The sequence below is a fragment of the Pseudomonas sp. NMS19W genome, from assembly GCF_051554255.1.
GTDB lineage: Bacteria > Pseudomonadota > Gammaproteobacteria > Pseudomonadales > Pseudomonadaceae > Aquipseudomonas > Aquipseudomonas kribbensis.
Genome location: NZ_CP136718.1, coordinates 971,598 through 986,213, shown reverse-complemented (window position 1 = coordinate 986,213; position 14,616 = coordinate 971,598). Strand labels below are relative to the sequence as shown.

The 14,616-nt window shown below is 60.1% G+C and carries 12 protein-coding genes and 1 pseudogene; 9 read left to right on the top strand and 4 right to left on the bottom strand.

Annotated elements, in window-relative coordinates; all coding sequences use genetic code 11:
* Window positions 1-2: 2 nt before the first annotated feature.
* The 6 genes from R1A29_RS04335 to R1A29_RS04310 all read left to right on the top strand — a co-directional run bounded on the left by R1A29_RS04335 (window position 3) and on the right by R1A29_RS04310 (window position 6,272).
* A complete protein-coding gene (locus tag R1A29_RS04335; RefSeq protein WP_438300752.1) occupies window positions 3-1,178 on the top strand; it encodes an alginate O-acetyltransferase in 1,176 nt (391 codons plus the stop codon).
* Between the two features lie 14 nt (window positions 1,179-1,192).
* On the top strand, window positions 1,193-1,849 hold the full coding sequence (locus R1A29_RS04330) for an alginate O-acetyltransferase AlgF (protein WP_085711707.1): 657 nt from the start codon (window positions 1,193-1,195) through the stop codon (window positions 1,847-1,849).
* A gap of 95 nt (window positions 1,850-1,944) precedes the next feature.
* On the top strand, window positions 1,945-3,396 hold the full coding sequence (locus R1A29_RS04325; RefSeq protein WP_438300751.1) for a mannose-1-phosphate guanylyltransferase/mannose-6-phosphate isomerase: 1,452 nt from the start codon (window positions 1,945-1,947) through the stop codon (window positions 3,394-3,396).
* Window positions 3,397-3,531: 135 nt separating this feature from the next.
* Window positions 3,532-3,996 carry a multidrug transporter gene (locus R1A29_RS04320; RefSeq protein WP_438300750.1) on the top strand — a complete coding sequence of 155 codons (465 nt, stop codon included), beginning with the start codon at window positions 3,532-3,534 and terminating at the stop codon, window positions 3,994-3,996.
* A gap of 35 nt (window positions 3,997-4,031) precedes the next feature.
* Entirely contained in the window at window positions 4,032-4,859 is an 828-nt protein-coding gene (locus R1A29_RS04315; protein ID WP_438300749.1) for an SDR family oxidoreductase, read from the top strand.
* 168 nt (window positions 4,860-5,027) lie between these two features.
* Complete coding sequence (locus R1A29_RS04310) at window positions 5,028-6,272, top strand: hypothetical protein (protein ID WP_438300747.1); 1,245 nt, start codon at window positions 5,028-5,030, stop codon at window positions 6,270-6,272.
* Window positions 6,273-6,412: 140 nt separating this feature from the next.
* Here the strand turns inward: R1A29_RS04310 and R1A29_RS04305 are convergent, their stop codons facing one another.
* The 4 genes and pseudogenes from R1A29_RS04305 to R1A29_RS04290 form a co-directional block, all read right to left on the bottom strand.
* Window positions 6,413-7,279, bottom strand: a complete 867-nt coding sequence (locus R1A29_RS04305) for an efflux RND transporter periplasmic adaptor subunit (protein ID WP_438300746.1) — start codon at window positions 7,277-7,279, stop codon at window positions 6,413-6,415.
* Window positions 7,280-7,289: 10 nt separating this feature from the next.
* Window positions 7,290-7,490, bottom strand: coding sequence for a DUF1656 domain-containing protein (locus tag R1A29_RS04300; protein ID WP_003221811.1), 201 nt, complete (start codon window positions 7,488-7,490; stop codon window positions 7,290-7,292).
* Window positions 7,480-9,673: pseudogene (locus R1A29_RS04295) on the bottom strand (FUSC family protein). Before R1A29_RS04295 ends, R1A29_RS04300 begins: the two are co-directional and overlap by 11 nt.
* 10 nt (window positions 9,674-9,683) lie before the next feature.
* The gene (locus tag R1A29_RS04290; protein WP_438300745.1) at window positions 9,684-11,195 is read right to left on the bottom strand and encodes an efflux transporter outer membrane subunit; all 1,512 of its coding nucleotides are present in this window, start codon (window positions 11,193-11,195) and stop codon (window positions 9,684-9,686) included.
* Window positions 11,196-11,377: 182 nt separating this feature from the next.
* Between R1A29_RS04290 and R1A29_RS04285 the strand changes: the two genes are divergently transcribed.
* From R1A29_RS04285 to R1A29_RS04275, 3 genes are all read left to right on the top strand, one after another.
* Entirely contained in the window at window positions 11,378-12,346 is a 969-nt protein-coding gene (locus R1A29_RS04285) for a LysR family transcriptional regulator (protein WP_085711718.1), read from the top strand.
* Between the two features lie 600 nt (window positions 12,347-12,946).
* On the top strand, window positions 12,947-13,921 hold the full coding sequence (locus R1A29_RS04280) for a 2-hydroxyacid dehydrogenase (RefSeq protein ID WP_438300744.1): 975 nt from the start codon (window positions 12,947-12,949) through the stop codon (window positions 13,919-13,921).
* A 191-nt stretch (window positions 13,922-14,112) separates the two neighbouring features.
* Window positions 14,113-14,616: a DUF2165 family protein gene (locus R1A29_RS04275; protein ID WP_438300743.1), complete on the top strand. Its 504-nt coding sequence runs from the start codon at window positions 14,113-14,115 to the stop codon at window positions 14,614-14,616.

Here is a 14,616-nt window from a genome sequence, read left to right as displayed (position 1 = left end):
CCATGACCCGCTCATTACGCATCTTCTACATCGCGCTGTTTCTGGTGACCCTGCTGGTGCTCGGTCTGTGGTCGGTGCGCAGCTTCTTCGGCTTCAGCACCAACGCCGACGCGACGGTGCTCAACGGTCGCTGGACCAAAGCCGTGGAAACCCATTACGACGATGAGTTCCCGATCAAGCGTCTGGGCACCAACCTCTGGGCCGCGCTGGATTTCAAACTGTTCAACGAAGGTCGTCCGGGCGTGGTGCTCGGTCGTGATCAGTGGTTGTACAGCGATGAGGAATTCAACCCGATCGTCAACGAAGAGCTGAATCTGCAAGGCAACTACGCGCTGGTCGAAGGCGTGCGCCAGACCCTGAAAGAGAAAGGCGTGAAACTGGTGATGGCGATCGTGCCAGCCAAGGTTCGCCTGTACCCGGAACACCTGGGTGAAGTGAAACCGGCGAGCATCCACGCCAACCTCTATCAGGACTTCCACGCCCGTGTCGCGGCCGACAAGATCCTCGCCCCCGACCTGCTCGGCCCGCTGCAAAAGGCCAAGCAGAACGGTCAGCAAGTGTTCCTGCGCACCGACACCCACTGGACCCCTGAAGGCGCGGAAATCGCCGCCAACACCCTGGCGAAAACCATCGCCGACAAGTTCCCGCTCAGCGGCGAGCCGCAGCGTTTCGTCACCACTCCGGCGGAGAAAGTCACGCACAAGGGCGACCTGCGTCTGTTCCTGCCGCTGGATCCGCTGTTCGAAAACCTGATGCCGGCCAAAGAGCCGCTGCAAAAGCGCAACACCGTGGCCGCCGCCGAGCAGCCTGCCGGTGATGACGCGCTGTTCGCCAACAGCGAAGTGCCGGTCGCGCTGATCGGCACCAGCTACAGCGCCAACCCCAACTGGAACTTCGTCGGTGCGCTCAAGCAAGCGCTGCACAGCGACGTCGTGAATTACGCCGAGGACGGCCACGGCCCGATCCTGCCGATGCTCAGCTACCTGAAAAGCGATGACTTCAAGAACAGCCCGCCACAGGTGCTGATCTGGGAGTTTCCTGAACGATATCTGCCTGTGAACAACGAAATCGGCGACGCCGACCCGCAGTGGGTCGCAGAGCTTAAACAAGCCGGCGCGCGCCAACAAAACGTAGCAAGCAACACTAACTCCGAGACGCCCGATCGGGCGCAAAACTGAAAGAGAGGTACACCATGACTTTCACTACAACTCCTCGTCGTCTCGCCAAACGCATTGCTCTGGTCGCTGGACTCAGCGTGCTGTCGGTCCAGGCCTTTGCCGGTGGCGACGCCGCGCTGTACGGCCCGACCGCACCGAAAGGCTCGACCTTCGTGCGGGTCTACAACGCCAGCAACGCCGAAGTCAGCGCCACCGTCGGTAGCACCAATCTGAGCGACGTTGCGCCGCTGGCCAGCAGCGACTTCAGCTTCATGCCGGGCGGTGACTACAGCGCCAAGGTCGGCAGCCAGACCTTGCCGGTGAAACTCGCCGGTGACCACTACTACACCCTGGTCAACAACGCTTCCGGCGCACCGCAACTGATCGAAGAACCGCCGTTCAAGAACAAGCAGAAATCCCTGGTCCGCGTACAGAACCTCAGCGACAAGCCGCTGACCCTGAAGACAGCCGACGGCAAGACCGACGTGGTGCCGAACGTGGCCGCCAAGGGCCGTGGCGAACGTGAAATCAACCCGGTGAAAGTCAGCCTCGCGCTGTACGAAGGAGACAAGAAAGTCGGCGATGTGAAACCGGTCGCCCTGGAGCGCGGTGAGGCCGCGGTGCTGTACGTCACCGGTAACGGCAGCAACCTGTCGCCAGTCTGGGTGAAACGCCCGGTGTCGACTCGCTAATCGCTCGAGCTATTAGCTACAAGCCTCAAGCTGCAAGTGAAGTGTTTCTAACTCGCCGCTTGCAGCTCCCAACTGCATTTTTAGGAGTAAACAATATGATTCCGGTGATCTTGTCAGGTGGTAGCGGTTCACGTCTTTGGCCGCTTTCGCGCAAGCAGTTTCCCAAGCAGTTTCTCGCCCTGACCGGCGAACACACACTGTTCCAGCAAACCCTCGAGCGTCTGGTGTTCGAAGGCATGGATACCCCGATCGTGGTCTGCAACAAGGACCATCGCTTCATCGTCAACGAGCAGTTGGCCAACCGCAATCTGGAATGCCAGCGCATCCTGATGGAACCGTTCGGTCGCAACACCGCGCCGGCCGTGGCGCTGACCGCGATGATGCTGGTCAATGAAGGTCGCGACGAACTGATGCTGGTGCTGCCGGCCGACCACGTCCTCGAAGACCAGAAAGCCCTGCAACGCGCGCTGGCCCTGGCCACCGTGGCGGCAGAAAACGGCGAGATGGTGCTGTTCGGCGTGCCGGCCACCAAACCGGAAACCGGCTACGGCTACATCAAGTCCACCGGCGATTCACTGCTGCCGGAAGGCGTCAGCCGCGTCTCGCACTTCGTGGAAAAACCCGACGTCAAACGCGCCACCGAGTACGTTGAGTCCGGTGGTTACTACTGGAACAGCGGCATGTTCCTGTTCCGCGCCAGCCGCTTCCTCGAAGAGCTGAAAAAGCACGATCCGGACATCTACGACACCTGCCTGCTGACCCTGGAGCGCAGCGCTCAGGACCCGGACACCATCACCTTCGACGAAGCCACTTTCGCCTGCTGCCCGGACAACTCCATCGACTATTCCGTGATGGAAAAAACCCAGCGCGCCTGCGTGGTGCCGCTGACCGCCGGCTGGAGCGATGTCGGTTGCTGGTCGTCGCTGTGGGAAGTCAACGAGAAGGATGCCAACGGCAACGTCAGCAAGGGCGACGTGGTGATCCAGGACAGCAAGAACTGCATGATCCACGGCAACGGCAAACTGGTGTCGGTGATCGGTCTGGAAAACATCGTCGTGGTCGAAACCAAGGACGCCATGATGATCGCCCACAAGGACAAGGTTCAGGGCGTCAAGCAGATGGTCAACACCCTCAACGAGCAGGGCCGCAGCGAAACCCAGAACCACTGCGAGGTCTACCGTCCGTGGGGCTCCTACGACTCGGTGGACATGGGCGGTCGCTTCCAGGTCAAGCACATCTCGGTCAAACCGGGCGCGTGCCTTTCGCTGCAGATGCACCACCACCGCGCCGAACACTGGATCGTGGTCAGCGGCACCGCCGAAGTGACCTGCGACGAGAACGTGTTCCTGCTCTGCGAAAACCAGTCGACCTACATCCCGATCGCCTCGGTCCATCGCCTGCGCAACCCGGGCAAGATCCCGCTGGAAATCATCGAAGTGCAGTCGGGCTCGTACCTGGGCGAAGACGATATCGAGCGCTTCGAAGATATCTACGGTCGCTCCACCCCGATCGAACGCGGCGTGTCGGTGAAAACCATCGCGCAGTGATCGCTCTGTAATAAAAAGCCCTCGCCCGCCCCACTGCGTCCCCTATCCGCAGTGGGTTGGGCGGGGGCTTTTTTTTCGCCAACCTCATTCAGGCTTAGGTAGGATGAAGCTTCCCTGCCCACGAGGTTTCGCGACATGTTCATCGGCGTCTTGCTGGTCATCACCTGGCTGATCCTGCTGTTGCGCTATCCGGCCAAAGCCTTGCCGGTGTCCATGGCGGCCGCCGTCGGCCTCGGGCTGGTGGCGATGTGGGTGGTGTGGCTGGACAACCGCGAGATCAAGCAACTGGCGCGGCTCGAGTTGCGCATCAGCTATTCACCCGGGCAATGCCCGGCGGACCGTCCGCTGCAACTGAAGATGAACAACGGCAACGACGTGCCGCTGACCGAGCTGCGCTGGCGTATTGCAGCTTATGCGCCGGGCGACACGGTGAATCTGGCCGACAATCAATACGCCGCCCCGCGCTATCGCGGCCCCGGCGAACTGCAGGCCGGCGGCAACTGGGAAGACTGCTTGCCGCTGCCACCGCTGCGTCCCGGCTATCGCCCGCAAACCCTGGAGTTTCGCGCCGAGCGATTGCAGGGTAGTTTCTCCGACTGATCCCCTCCCCTCACACTTTGCACAAGGAATGCGCCATGCCCGTTGCGTTGATTACCGGTTGTTCCAGCGGCATCGGCCGCGCCCTCGCCGATGCCTTCAAAAGCGCTGGCTACGAGGTCTGGGCCAGTGCGCGCAAGGCTGAAGATGTCGCGGCGCTCAGCGCCATCGGGTTCACGGCGGTGCAACTCGACGTCAATGACAATGCAGCGCTGGAACAACTTGCCGAACGGATCAACCAGCAACACGGCGGCCTTGATGTGTTGATCAACAACGCCGGGTACGGCGCCATGGGGCCGTTGCTCGACGGCGGTGTTCCTGCCATGCAGCGCCAGTTCGAAACCAACGTGTTTTCGATTGTCGGCGTGACCCGCGCCCTGTTCCCGGTGCTGCGCCGGGCCAAAGGACTGGTAGTCAATATCGGCAGTGTTTCCGGGGTGCTGGTCACGCCGTTCGCCGGCGCGTATTGCGCCTCGAAAGCGGCCGTGCATGCGTTGAGCGATGCATTGCGCATGGAACTGGCGCCGTTCGGGATTCGCGTGATGGAAGTACAGCCGGGGGCGATTCAGTCCAGTTTCGCCAAGAATGCCGGTCATGAGGCCGAACAGTTGATCAACGAACAATCACCGTGGTTTCCGTTGCGTGAAGGCATTCGGGCGCGGGCCAAGGCCTCTCAGGAGCACCCGACCCCGGCTGCCGATTTCGCCGCAGTCGTCCTCCGGGCCGTGCAATCAAAAAACACGCCACGACTGTTGCGCGCCGGCAACGGAAGTTCAACCCTGCCATTACTCGCCGCCCTGATGCCCACCGCCTTACTTCAACACATAATCTCCAGAAAATTCGGACTCAGCAAAAAACTTAACTAAACAACAACTAACACCAAGCAGGAAACATCACAAAACAAACTCCACAAACATAAAAATAGACAAACCAAAGACCTCACTATAAGTTCATCTTCAGCGAGCAAAAACACCGCTCGCCTTTTTTAAAAAGTTGGCAACTCAACTTTAATCATGGACAGAAAGAGAACTTATATGGACATTTCAAAACTGCTTGACCGCACCTTTGCATTCAATGGCGTTGCAACTTTGATGGACCTCCCGGACACGATTGACTCCGATCGCCACATCAAGGACATCAAAGTAACTACAAATGACAAGATTGTTGTCAGCGCCCAGTTTGCAATAGAGCTGATTGGCCTGCGGGGCCTCACCCGTCTGACCGCCGATGGCCAGATCGATCGCACTTTTGGAGTCGATGGCCTGGCAGCCAACAGCATCCCTTCTAGCGAGTATGTCGCCGCAGGCAAAATCGCTCTGCAGCCAGACGGCAGTATCGTCATGCTGGTAGGCCTCTACCCACACGGAGCTTCGGGCCTGATCCTCGGAGTCGAGCGCTATGACAGTGAGGGTATTCTGGATCAGCAATTCGGTGATAACGGCCTCGTTATTCTTGACGATTCTCCCGTTGGCGAACTAGAGATTGATCTGTGCCAGGTCAGCGTGCAAGCCGATGGCCAAATTCTGGTCTGCGCTACTTACTGGGATAGTTTCGAAGTTTCGTCCTGCTATATCACACGCCTGACCTCCACCGGTCAGCTGGACAAAACTTTCAATGGGTCCGGCCGGGTTAAAGTAGAAAACCGTGCCTATGTTTCGACTCAAATCCATACTCTGCAAAACGCTGATGACAACTCTTGCCTGGTGGCCGGTGGTGCGCAGATGCTGGGTATCCAGTGCGGCTTCGTGGCCAAATATAACGGCAAGGGTAAACTCGATTACAGTTTCGGCACCCCGGGAACTGCCGGTTTTACCGATATCACCATCCAGAATCATCAGGTTGTCATTCACGAAGTTTTAACCAAGGCCAATGGCAAGTTGGTAGCCGTTGGTATTGCGACTACGAATGACCTTGGAAAACGTTTTGGATTAATGGTGGGCTTGAACGCCGATGGCACGACAGATCACGAATTCAACGGTGGCCTGCCACTGCTGACCAGCATTGACCGGACTCATGGCAATGAATGGGTTTGTGCGCACTTGCAAGACGATGGAAAGATCGTTGTCAGTGGCGGCTCCAAGCGTTTGTACATTGCCAGGTTCCATGAACAGGGTGTGCTGGACACAACCTTCGGTTCGAAGGGTTTCATCGAACTCGACACCTATCTGGTCACCCGTCCGGCCAGCATGCAGGTTCAGAAAAAGGGACGCACGCTGATTTCGGGTAACGCCCTTGGCCTGGGTGTCGGCTATGGCCAGGTCTTCGCCTGCTCGGTCTGATTTAGCATGGCAAACCTCGATTACAACCGGCGAAACTGCCAGACCGGTTGATTCTCGTTGAATGCACCGCACTTGAAGCGCTCCGCGCTTCAAGTGTCACCGTTGGCGACAGGGAGTCTGTCGGTCAGCGATGTAGTCTGTCAGTGATCCACAGCGTCCTGCTTCACCACCACGGTGCAGGTAATCCCCGCCGCCAACAGCACACCCTCCGGCACTTCATCAATGTGAATCCGCACCGGCACCCGCTGGGCCAGACGCACCCAGTTGAAGGTCGGGTTCACATCGGCGATCAATTCACGGCTTTCCGGGTTATCACGGTCGTAGATGCCGCGGGAAATACTTTCCACGTGGCCCTTCAGGACTTCGCCACTCATCAGTTGCATGTCGGCTTTGTCGCCGACGCGCACGTGAGGCAGTTTGGTTTCTTCGAAGAAGCCGTAGACCCAGAACGAGTTCATGTCGACCACGGCCATTTTCGCCTCGCCGATGCGGGCGTAGTCGCCGCGATGCACATTGAGATTGGTCACATAGCCGTCCACCGCCGCCCGCACTTCGGTGCGCTTGAGGTTGAGTTCGGCCGCTTCCAGTTGCGCCTGGGCCTGTTGATAATCGGCGAGTGCCGAGTCGGCGATGTTGCTGGCGTCGTCGCGGTTTTCCTTGGAGATCACCAGGTTGTCCAGATCGGCACGGCGATGGGCGTTGACCTTGCGCATCTCCCACGTGGCCTTGCGCGAAGCCACTAGCGACTGCGCCTGCTTCACCGCGAGGCGATAGTGCTCGGGGTCGATCTGCATCAGCAGATCACCCTTCTTCACCAATTGGTTGTCACGTACCGGCACATCGACCACTTCACCGGTGACGTCGGCGGCGACGTTGATGATGTCGGCGCGCACCCGGCCGTCGCGGGTCCACGGGGTGTTCATGTAGTGCTCCCACAACGTGCGGCCGATCCACAGCGCCAGGGCCAGCACCAGCAGGGTCGCGAGCAGGCTGAAAAACTTTTTCATCAGAACGTTCTCAACGGTAGACAGTCAGCGCCATCGCGCCGAACAGACAGGTAAACAGGCTCAGGCGCAGCAGCGCCGGGTGCCAGAAAAAGCGATACAGATCGAACCCGGACAAGAATCGATCCAGCGCCCAGGCCAGTGCCGCAGCGACGAAAAACATCAGGGTCATGGTCGGCATATACACGCCGTGGAAGGCGATTTCACGAGGCATGGGCAAGTCCTTCGGGCTTGGCGATGGCGTAGGCAGCAAGGGGCGATTGCGGGTCGAGCAACGAGGTGCGGATGAAGTGCAGGTAGCTTTTCACCCGCCGCAGTGCCGAGGTATCGAAATGCGGCGCGAACGGCTCGTCGGTAGCGGCGACACGGCTGATCGCGTGATCGACGGCGACGAGTGCGCGTTCCAGATTGCTCGCATTCGGTTGCAGGAACAGCCGCACCAGCGAACGCCCCATGACCCGGATCGCCTGGCGCCATGGCTGGGATTCGGCATAGGCCGGGTGCACCGGCAGGATCGCTTGCTCCTTGCGCAGCTCGATGATCGCGTGACCGACTTCCAGCACCACGAACATCCAGCGCAGCAGGTTTTTTCTGCACCTGCGGCTGACCGGCCGCGAGACCGTAAGCCTGATGCATCAGATCGCGGGTACGGCTTTCGAAACTCGACGCCAGGCCCTTGAGCTTGCCGCTGATCGCATACACCACTTGCCCGCGCAGGTCCTGCTCCAGGCGCTGCCACAACCAGCGGCTGTTCGGCGGCAGAATGATCGCGCCCGCCGCCGCACAGACCAGCATGCCCATGACCATGGCGATGTAATCGTTGATGAAGGTGTAGGGGTTGTAGATCGTCAGGTTGTCCGGAACCGAACCGGTGCTGAAAAAGATCAGCAGCCCCAGGCCGACACCGGCGTATTGCGGCCGTGAGGCGAGGAACGAACCGAGCACGATCACCGGCGCGAGCATCACGCACAGCAGCGGGAAACCATCGATCCACGGGAAGATGAAAAACATCTCGACGAAGCCGATCAACGCCCCGAGGAACGTACCGCAGGCCATCTGGAACGCCATGCGTTTCGGGTTCGGCGTCGCCGCCGACAGGCCCACGGTGGCGGCGGCAATCAGGGTCATGGTCGCGCCGCTCGGCCAAGCGGTGGCGACCCAGTAACTGCCGAGCACGACCAGGATGAACGCGGCACGAATCCCCGAAGCCGCAGCCGCCCACCAACTGGTCTGCGGGGTGAACGGCTCGTCCCAGCGCTCGCGTTCGTGGCTGTGATCGGCCAGCGACGCGTGGGTCTGTGCATAACCGTGCAGGTCATCGACGAAGCGATAAAGCAGTTCGTACGCGGTGTGGAAATCCAGCAGCTCGGCCTCGCTCGGCCCACTCTCCTGGAAGGCCGCCCGCAGACTGCGCACCCGCGCCGGCAAACCTTCCTTGTACGCCGTCAGTGCCGTCACCAGACGCGCCGCATCCGGGCTGGTCAGGGCTCGGCCACTGAAGCCGTCGAGCACTTCGGCCAGATCCTGCAGGCCCGGCTTGATCGCCGCCACGACATGCTCTTCATCATTGACGCGCAGGCGTTCAAGCAACTGATGCAAGGCGTTGAAACGCGTGGTGATGCCCATGAACTCGCTGTTCAAACGACTGAGCCGGCCATTGCGTCGCCGCATATGCGGATCTTCGAAAACGGTCACGCTGCGCAGCCCTTCCAGCCCCACCGCTTCGGCGATGAAGCGCACGTTGCTGGCCTCGAACGACTCCGGTTTGCTGCGTCCGCGCAGGCCATCGGTGACGAACAAGGCGAACACGCCGAAGCGCTGATACAAGGCGTTGCGCATCGCCGCGCTGGCGGTCTGCGGCAGGATCGCGGCGCTGACCAGGGTCGAGCAGAGAATCCCCAGCGAAATCTCCAGCACCCGCCATACCGCCGCCATGAACGCGCCATCGGGATGGGCCAGTGCCGGCAGGCCGACCATCGCGGCGGTATAGCCGGCCAGCACAAAACCGTAGGCGCGGAAGTTGCGGCAACGGGCGGCGCCGGCCGAGCAGATGCCGACCCAGATCGCCAGCGAACCGAGGAACAGTTCGGTGTTCTGGGCGAACAGTGAAATCAGCGTGACCATCATGGCCGACCCGGCCAGGGTGCCAAGGAAGCGATAGAAACTCTTGGCGAACACCTGACCGCTCTGCGGCTGCATGACGATGAACACGGTGATCATCGCCGTGCGCGGTTGCGGCAGTTCCAGGCGCATCGCCAGCCACAGGGTCAGAAATGCGGCGATCAACACCTTGAAGATGTAGACCCAGGTCACGCCGTCGCTGCGCGCCCAGTCGAAGAAACCCCGGCGCCATTCCAGGGAGTAGAGCCAGCGCAAAGGTGCGGGCAAGGGAGTCATTAAGGCTTGCTCAGTGGTCGAGGGCTTGAAGAAGGGCCGGGGTTTTCGGTGCGGCGGTCTGTTCCGCAGTCGGCACGTCTTTACCCGCGCCAAGACCACCACCCAATGCCGTCACCAGTTCCGCATGGGCGCTCAAACGCGCCGCCTGTACCTGCTGCTGAACCTGCTGCTGTTTGAACAGCAAGGTCTGGGCGTTGAGCACGTTGAGGTAATCGGTCAGGCCGCGCTGGTAGGCGATCATCGCGATGTCGTAGGTCTTTTGCGCCGTGGCCACGGACTCGGTGGCGAACGTCTGCTGCTTGTCCATCGACTCGCGGCGGATCAACTGGTCGGAGATGTTCTTCAGCGCATTGACCAGGGTCTGGTTGTAATGCGCGACGGCGATGTCATATCCCGCCGAGGCTTCACCGAGTTCGGCACGCAGTCGCCCGCCGTCGAAAATCGGCAGCGAGATCGCCGGCCCGACGTTGTAGTTGAGCTTCTTGCCGGTCAAAAACTCCAGCGCACCACCGCCGGTGGCCATGTAGCCGAGGCTGCCGACCAGGTCGACGTTGGGGTAGAACCCGGCATGCGCGACATCAATCCCGCGCGCCTGGGCCGCCACTTGCCAGCGACTGGCGACCACGTCCGGACGCTGGCCGAGCAGCTCGGCGGGCAGCGCCGACGGCAGCTTCAGCGCCGCGCCGAGGGACAGGGTCGGACGCTGCAATTGCGCGCCGGCGCCTGGGCCTTTGCCGGCCAGCGCGGCGATCTGGTTGCGGCTCAGGGCGATTTCTTCGTCCAGTGCATCCAGTTGCCGATGGGTTTCCGGCAGCGGCGTTTCGGCCTGACTGACTTCGAAGTGCGTGCCGATCCCGCCGTTCAGGCGCTTCTGCGCCAGTTCGAGAATCTGCTGTTGCTGCTTGAGCGTCGCCGCGACGATGTCGCGCTGGGCGTAATGTAACGACAACTCGATGTAGGCGCGCACGATGTTGTTCTGCAATTCGAGCTGCGCCTGACGCGCCTCGGCAGCGCTCATGTGCGCAAGGTCTACCGCACGTTCGGTGCTGTTGCTTTCACGGCCCCAGAGGTCGAGGGCGTAACTGAAGCCCAGTGCGGCGTTATTGTCCCAGGTCGTGGTATTGGCCAGCTCGCCGGGACCGTAGAACTGGTCGGTGGGCCAGTTGTGGCGCTTGAGGGTCGACTCGCCATTGATCTGCAACGACTCGGCGGCTTCAGCGACACCGGCCATAGACCGGGCCTGACGCACTCGCGCGGCGGCCATGGCCAGGGTTGGGCTGCCCTGCACGGCCAGGTCGATCCAGTGATTGAGTTGCGGGTCGCCGTAGGCTTGCCACCATTGAGCGGTGGGCCAGTTTGCGTCACGGGCGGCGTGGGCGATGGCCTCGTCGGTGGCCAGTTCATTGGCCTCCAGAGCCTTGCCCTGCGGGGCAATCCCTCCAGTTCCGATGCAGCCGCTGAGACCTAACGAAATAGCCAGAACACTGAGCGGCAAAAGCGCTCTGTTGATGCGACGCGGCACTGCTGCGAATTCCTGAGGTGGGGGATGTTTCGAGGTGGGCGCAATTCTAGGGGGCGCCCTGAACGGCGATAAGCTGGGTTTTCTGCGAATCTTTGTTACGGTTAACGAGATAATCCCTTGGTCGGGGGTCTCAGCCCCTGAAACTTCGTGTCACAATTTGCCATCTCCCTTGAGAGCACCCCATGGACACTTTGCAAAACATGCGCGCCTTCAGTTGTGTGGCCGAAGCCGGCAGCTTCACCGCCGCCGCCGTGCAACTCGATACCACCACTGCCAACGTCTCGCGCGCGGTCTCCAATCTGGAAGCCCACCTGCAAACCCGCCTGCTGAACCGCACGACCCGACGCATCGCCCTCACCGAGGCCGGCAAGCGCTACCTGCTGCGCTGCGAGCAGATCCTCGCCTACGTCGAAGAGGCCGAAGCCGAAGCCAGCGAAGCCCATGCGCGCCCGGCCGGTCAGTTGAAAGTGCACACCATGACCGGCATCGGCCAGCACTTCGTGATCGACGCCATCGCCCGCTACCGCAAGACCCACCCGGACGTGACCTTCGACCTGACCATGGCCAACCGCGTGCCGGACCTGCTCGACGAAGGCTACGACGTGTCCATCGTCCTCGCTCGCGAACTGCCGGACTCGGGCTTCGTCTCGCAACGCCTGGGCATCACCTACAGCATCGTCTGCGCCTCCCCGGCCTACGTGAAAGCCAACGGCTGTGCACAGAAACCCAGCGACCTGCTGAACCACGCCTGCCTGCGCCTGGTGAGCCCGGTGATCCCCCTGGAAAAATGGGCCTTCGACGGCCCGGAAGGTCAGGAAATGGTCACCATCAACAGCTCGCCGTTCCTGGTGAACTCCGCCGACGCGATGAAAACTGCGATCACCAGCGGGATGGGTGTCGGTGTATTGCCGGTGTACGCCGCGATCGAAGGTTTGCGCAACGGCTCGCTGGTGCGGGTGATGCCGAACTACCGCTCACAGGAACTGAACCTGTATGCGATCTACCCGTCGCGGCAGTATCTGGATGCGAAGATCAAGACCTGGGTCGAGTATCTGCGTGGGTCGTTGCCGGAGATTCTGGCGGGGCATCAGGCGGAATTGGCGGCTTATGAAATGAGTGGGAGTCTGGCGGGGGTTCGGGTGGCGAATTGATTTGGCTGGCCTGAAAAATGAGGTGATGTTGAGGGCGCCAACCCCTCACCCTAGCCCTCTCCCCGAGGAGAGGGAACTGACCGAGTTGTTTGGGGGAGGTACGCCGACGTGACATACCGAGGTGAACTCAGGTATTAAAAAGCCCACATCCCGCACCTGCTTTGGCTTTGGCTTTGGCTTCCCACCACTCAACACAATGAGCGTTAGCTCGAGTACCGCTTTTGACTTGCCGGCCCCTTCGGCCGGCTGAGTGGAGGGATTCATCCGGGGGTGGGAGCGCAGCGACCGTGCGGCGCAGCCGCATGCATCGAGAGGAGGTGCAGCGAAGCAAACCGTAGGCGATGCCCCCGGATGAATCCCGGAACGAAGGAACCCCGAGCCAAAGCGAGGGGCCGAACGCAGGGGCCCAGACCTTTGCTTCCTTTGGGGCGTTTGCCAAAGGGAGTCGCTGTAAGAGCGAAACCGCCGGTGGCAGCACCCGCAGAAACGGATATTCACCCAAAACCCCAAAAGCCTGGTCGGCCCAGAGGCCGCCAAGACAACCCAAAACAGAAATGTTAGCTTGCTTGGCAATAAAGCCCCGAAGCCGAGCCCATAGCGATGAAAAAAACAGTCCTGGCCTTCAGCCGCATCACCCCGCCCATGATCGAACGCCTGCAACAGGACTTCGACGTCATCGTCCCCAACCCAAAGAACGGCGACATCAACGCCCAGTTCAACGAAGCCCTGCCCCACGCTCACGGCCTGATCGGCGTCGGTCGCAAACTCGGCAAGGCCCAACTTGAAAACGCCGCGAAGCTTGAAGTGGTCTCCAGCGTTTCGGTCGGCTACGACAACTACGACCTCGCCTACTTCAATGAACGCGGGATCATGCTCACCAACACTCCGGACGTGCTGACCGAAAGCACCGCCGACCTGGCCTTCGCCCTGATCATGAGCAGCGCCCGCCGCGTCGCCGAACTGGACGCCTGGACCAAGGCCGGCCAGTGGCAAGCCAGCGTCGGCGCACCGCTGTTCGGCTGCGACGTGCACGGCAAGACCCTGGGCATCGTCGGCATGGGGAACATCGGCGCCGCCGTCGCCCGTCGCGGGCGCTTCGGTTTCAACATGCCAATCCTCTACAGCGGCAACAGCCGCAAGACCGGACTGGAACAGGAGCTCGGCGCGCAGTTCTGCAGCCTTGACCAACTGCTGGCCGAAGCCGATTTCGTTTGCCTGGTGGTACCGCTGAGCGACAAGACCCGTCACTTGATCAGCCATCGCGAACTGGCGCTGATGAAGCCGAGCGCGATTCTGGTGAATATCTCCCGTGGCCCGGTAGTCGATGAACCGGCACTGATTGAAGCGTTGCAGAACAACCGCATTCGCGGCGCCGGCCTCGACGTCTACGAAAAAGAACCGCTGGCCGAATCGCCATTGTTCCAGCTGAAAAACGCAGTGACCTTACCGCATATTGGCTCTGCTACTCACGAAACCCGTGAGGCCATGGCTAACCGTGCAATGGCCAACCTGCGCAGCGCCCTGCTCGGCGAGCGGCCACAGGACCTGGTCAATCCGCAAGTGTGGAAGGGCTGAATACATGAGGGGCTGGAACAGTATTGTCCGGCCCCGATTATATCGATCTTATTTAAAAACATTCCGGCCTATTCCACTCTCGATATAGTTACACAACTTGAAAACGACTCTTTGCCCTCTCCTGTCATGCACTCTATAGAATCCCGCAAAACAGCCTGGCAATAGCCGGGCATAATAAGCGGAGAAAGTGGATGAACAGCCTCACAACGTCTCAAATAATTCGAAGAAGCAAAGTGGCAATAGTTCTCATGGTAGGCATACTGGGTATTCTTATCGTTTTCAGCAATGCGACCGACTACAACTCAAACTACATCTACATAAGCCATATCCTGAGCATGGATACGACAAATAGCCACCTGACATATCGCTCAATCAACTCGGAAATGATGCATCACCGAATCTACTGGATGATCATGACGCTGGAGACTATTTTCACGTCATCCTGCCTGATGGGTGCTTATCAACTTGCAAAAAACATCAATGCATCGGAAGAGCAGTTCCACGAAGCAAAAAAATTTGCCGTACTTGGGTTTCTGGTTGCACTGTTTGTTTATTACCTCTGTCTTCAGGTCATTGGCAACGAGTGGTTCGACATGGACCGCTCAAAAGACTGGAATGCCATGAAGTGGGCACAAAGTATTGTCGACTTTCTGGTGCCGGCTCTTATCTTTCTGGTCATGAAAGTCGACAGCTAA

Bases quoted from the DNA above. Each gene is read 5' to 3' on its own strand.
- R1A29_RS04335 (WP_438300752.1), top strand. From the start codon at position 3: ATGACCCGCTCATTACGCATCTTCTACATCGCGCTGTTTCTGGTGACC.
- R1A29_RS04330 (WP_085711707.1), top strand. From the start codon at position 1,193: ATGACTTTCACTACAACTCCTCGTCGTCTCGCCAAACGCATTGCTCTG.
- R1A29_RS04325 (WP_438300751.1), top strand. From the start codon at position 1,945: ATGATTCCGGTGATCTTGTCAGGTGGTAGCGGTTCACGTCTTTGGCCG.
- R1A29_RS04320 (WP_438300750.1), top strand. From the start codon at position 3,532: ATGTTCATCGGCGTCTTGCTGGTCATCACCTGGCTGATCCTGCTGTTG.
- R1A29_RS04315 (WP_438300749.1), top strand. From the start codon at position 4,032: ATGCCCGTTGCGTTGATTACCGGTTGTTCCAGCGGCATCGGCCGCGCC.
- R1A29_RS04310 (WP_438300747.1), top strand. From the start codon at position 5,028: ATGGACATTTCAAAACTGCTTGACCGCACCTTTGCATTCAATGGCGTT.
- R1A29_RS04305 (WP_438300746.1), bottom strand. From the start codon at position 7,279: ATGAAAAAGTTTTTCAGCCTGCTCGCGACCCTGCTGGTGCTGGCCCTG.
- R1A29_RS04300 (WP_003221811.1), bottom strand. From the start codon at position 7,490: ATGCCTCGTGAAATCGCCTTCCACGGCGTGTATATGCCGACCATGACC.
- R1A29_RS04285 (WP_085711718.1), top strand. From the start codon at position 11,378: ATGGACACTTTGCAAAACATGCGCGCCTTCAGTTGTGTGGCCGAAGCC.
- R1A29_RS04280 (WP_438300744.1), top strand. From the start codon at position 12,947: ATGAAAAAAACAGTCCTGGCCTTCAGCCGCATCACCCCGCCCATGATC.
- R1A29_RS04275 (WP_438300743.1), top strand. From the start codon at position 14,113: ATGAACAGCCTCACAACGTCTCAAATAATTCGAAGAAGCAAAGTGGCA.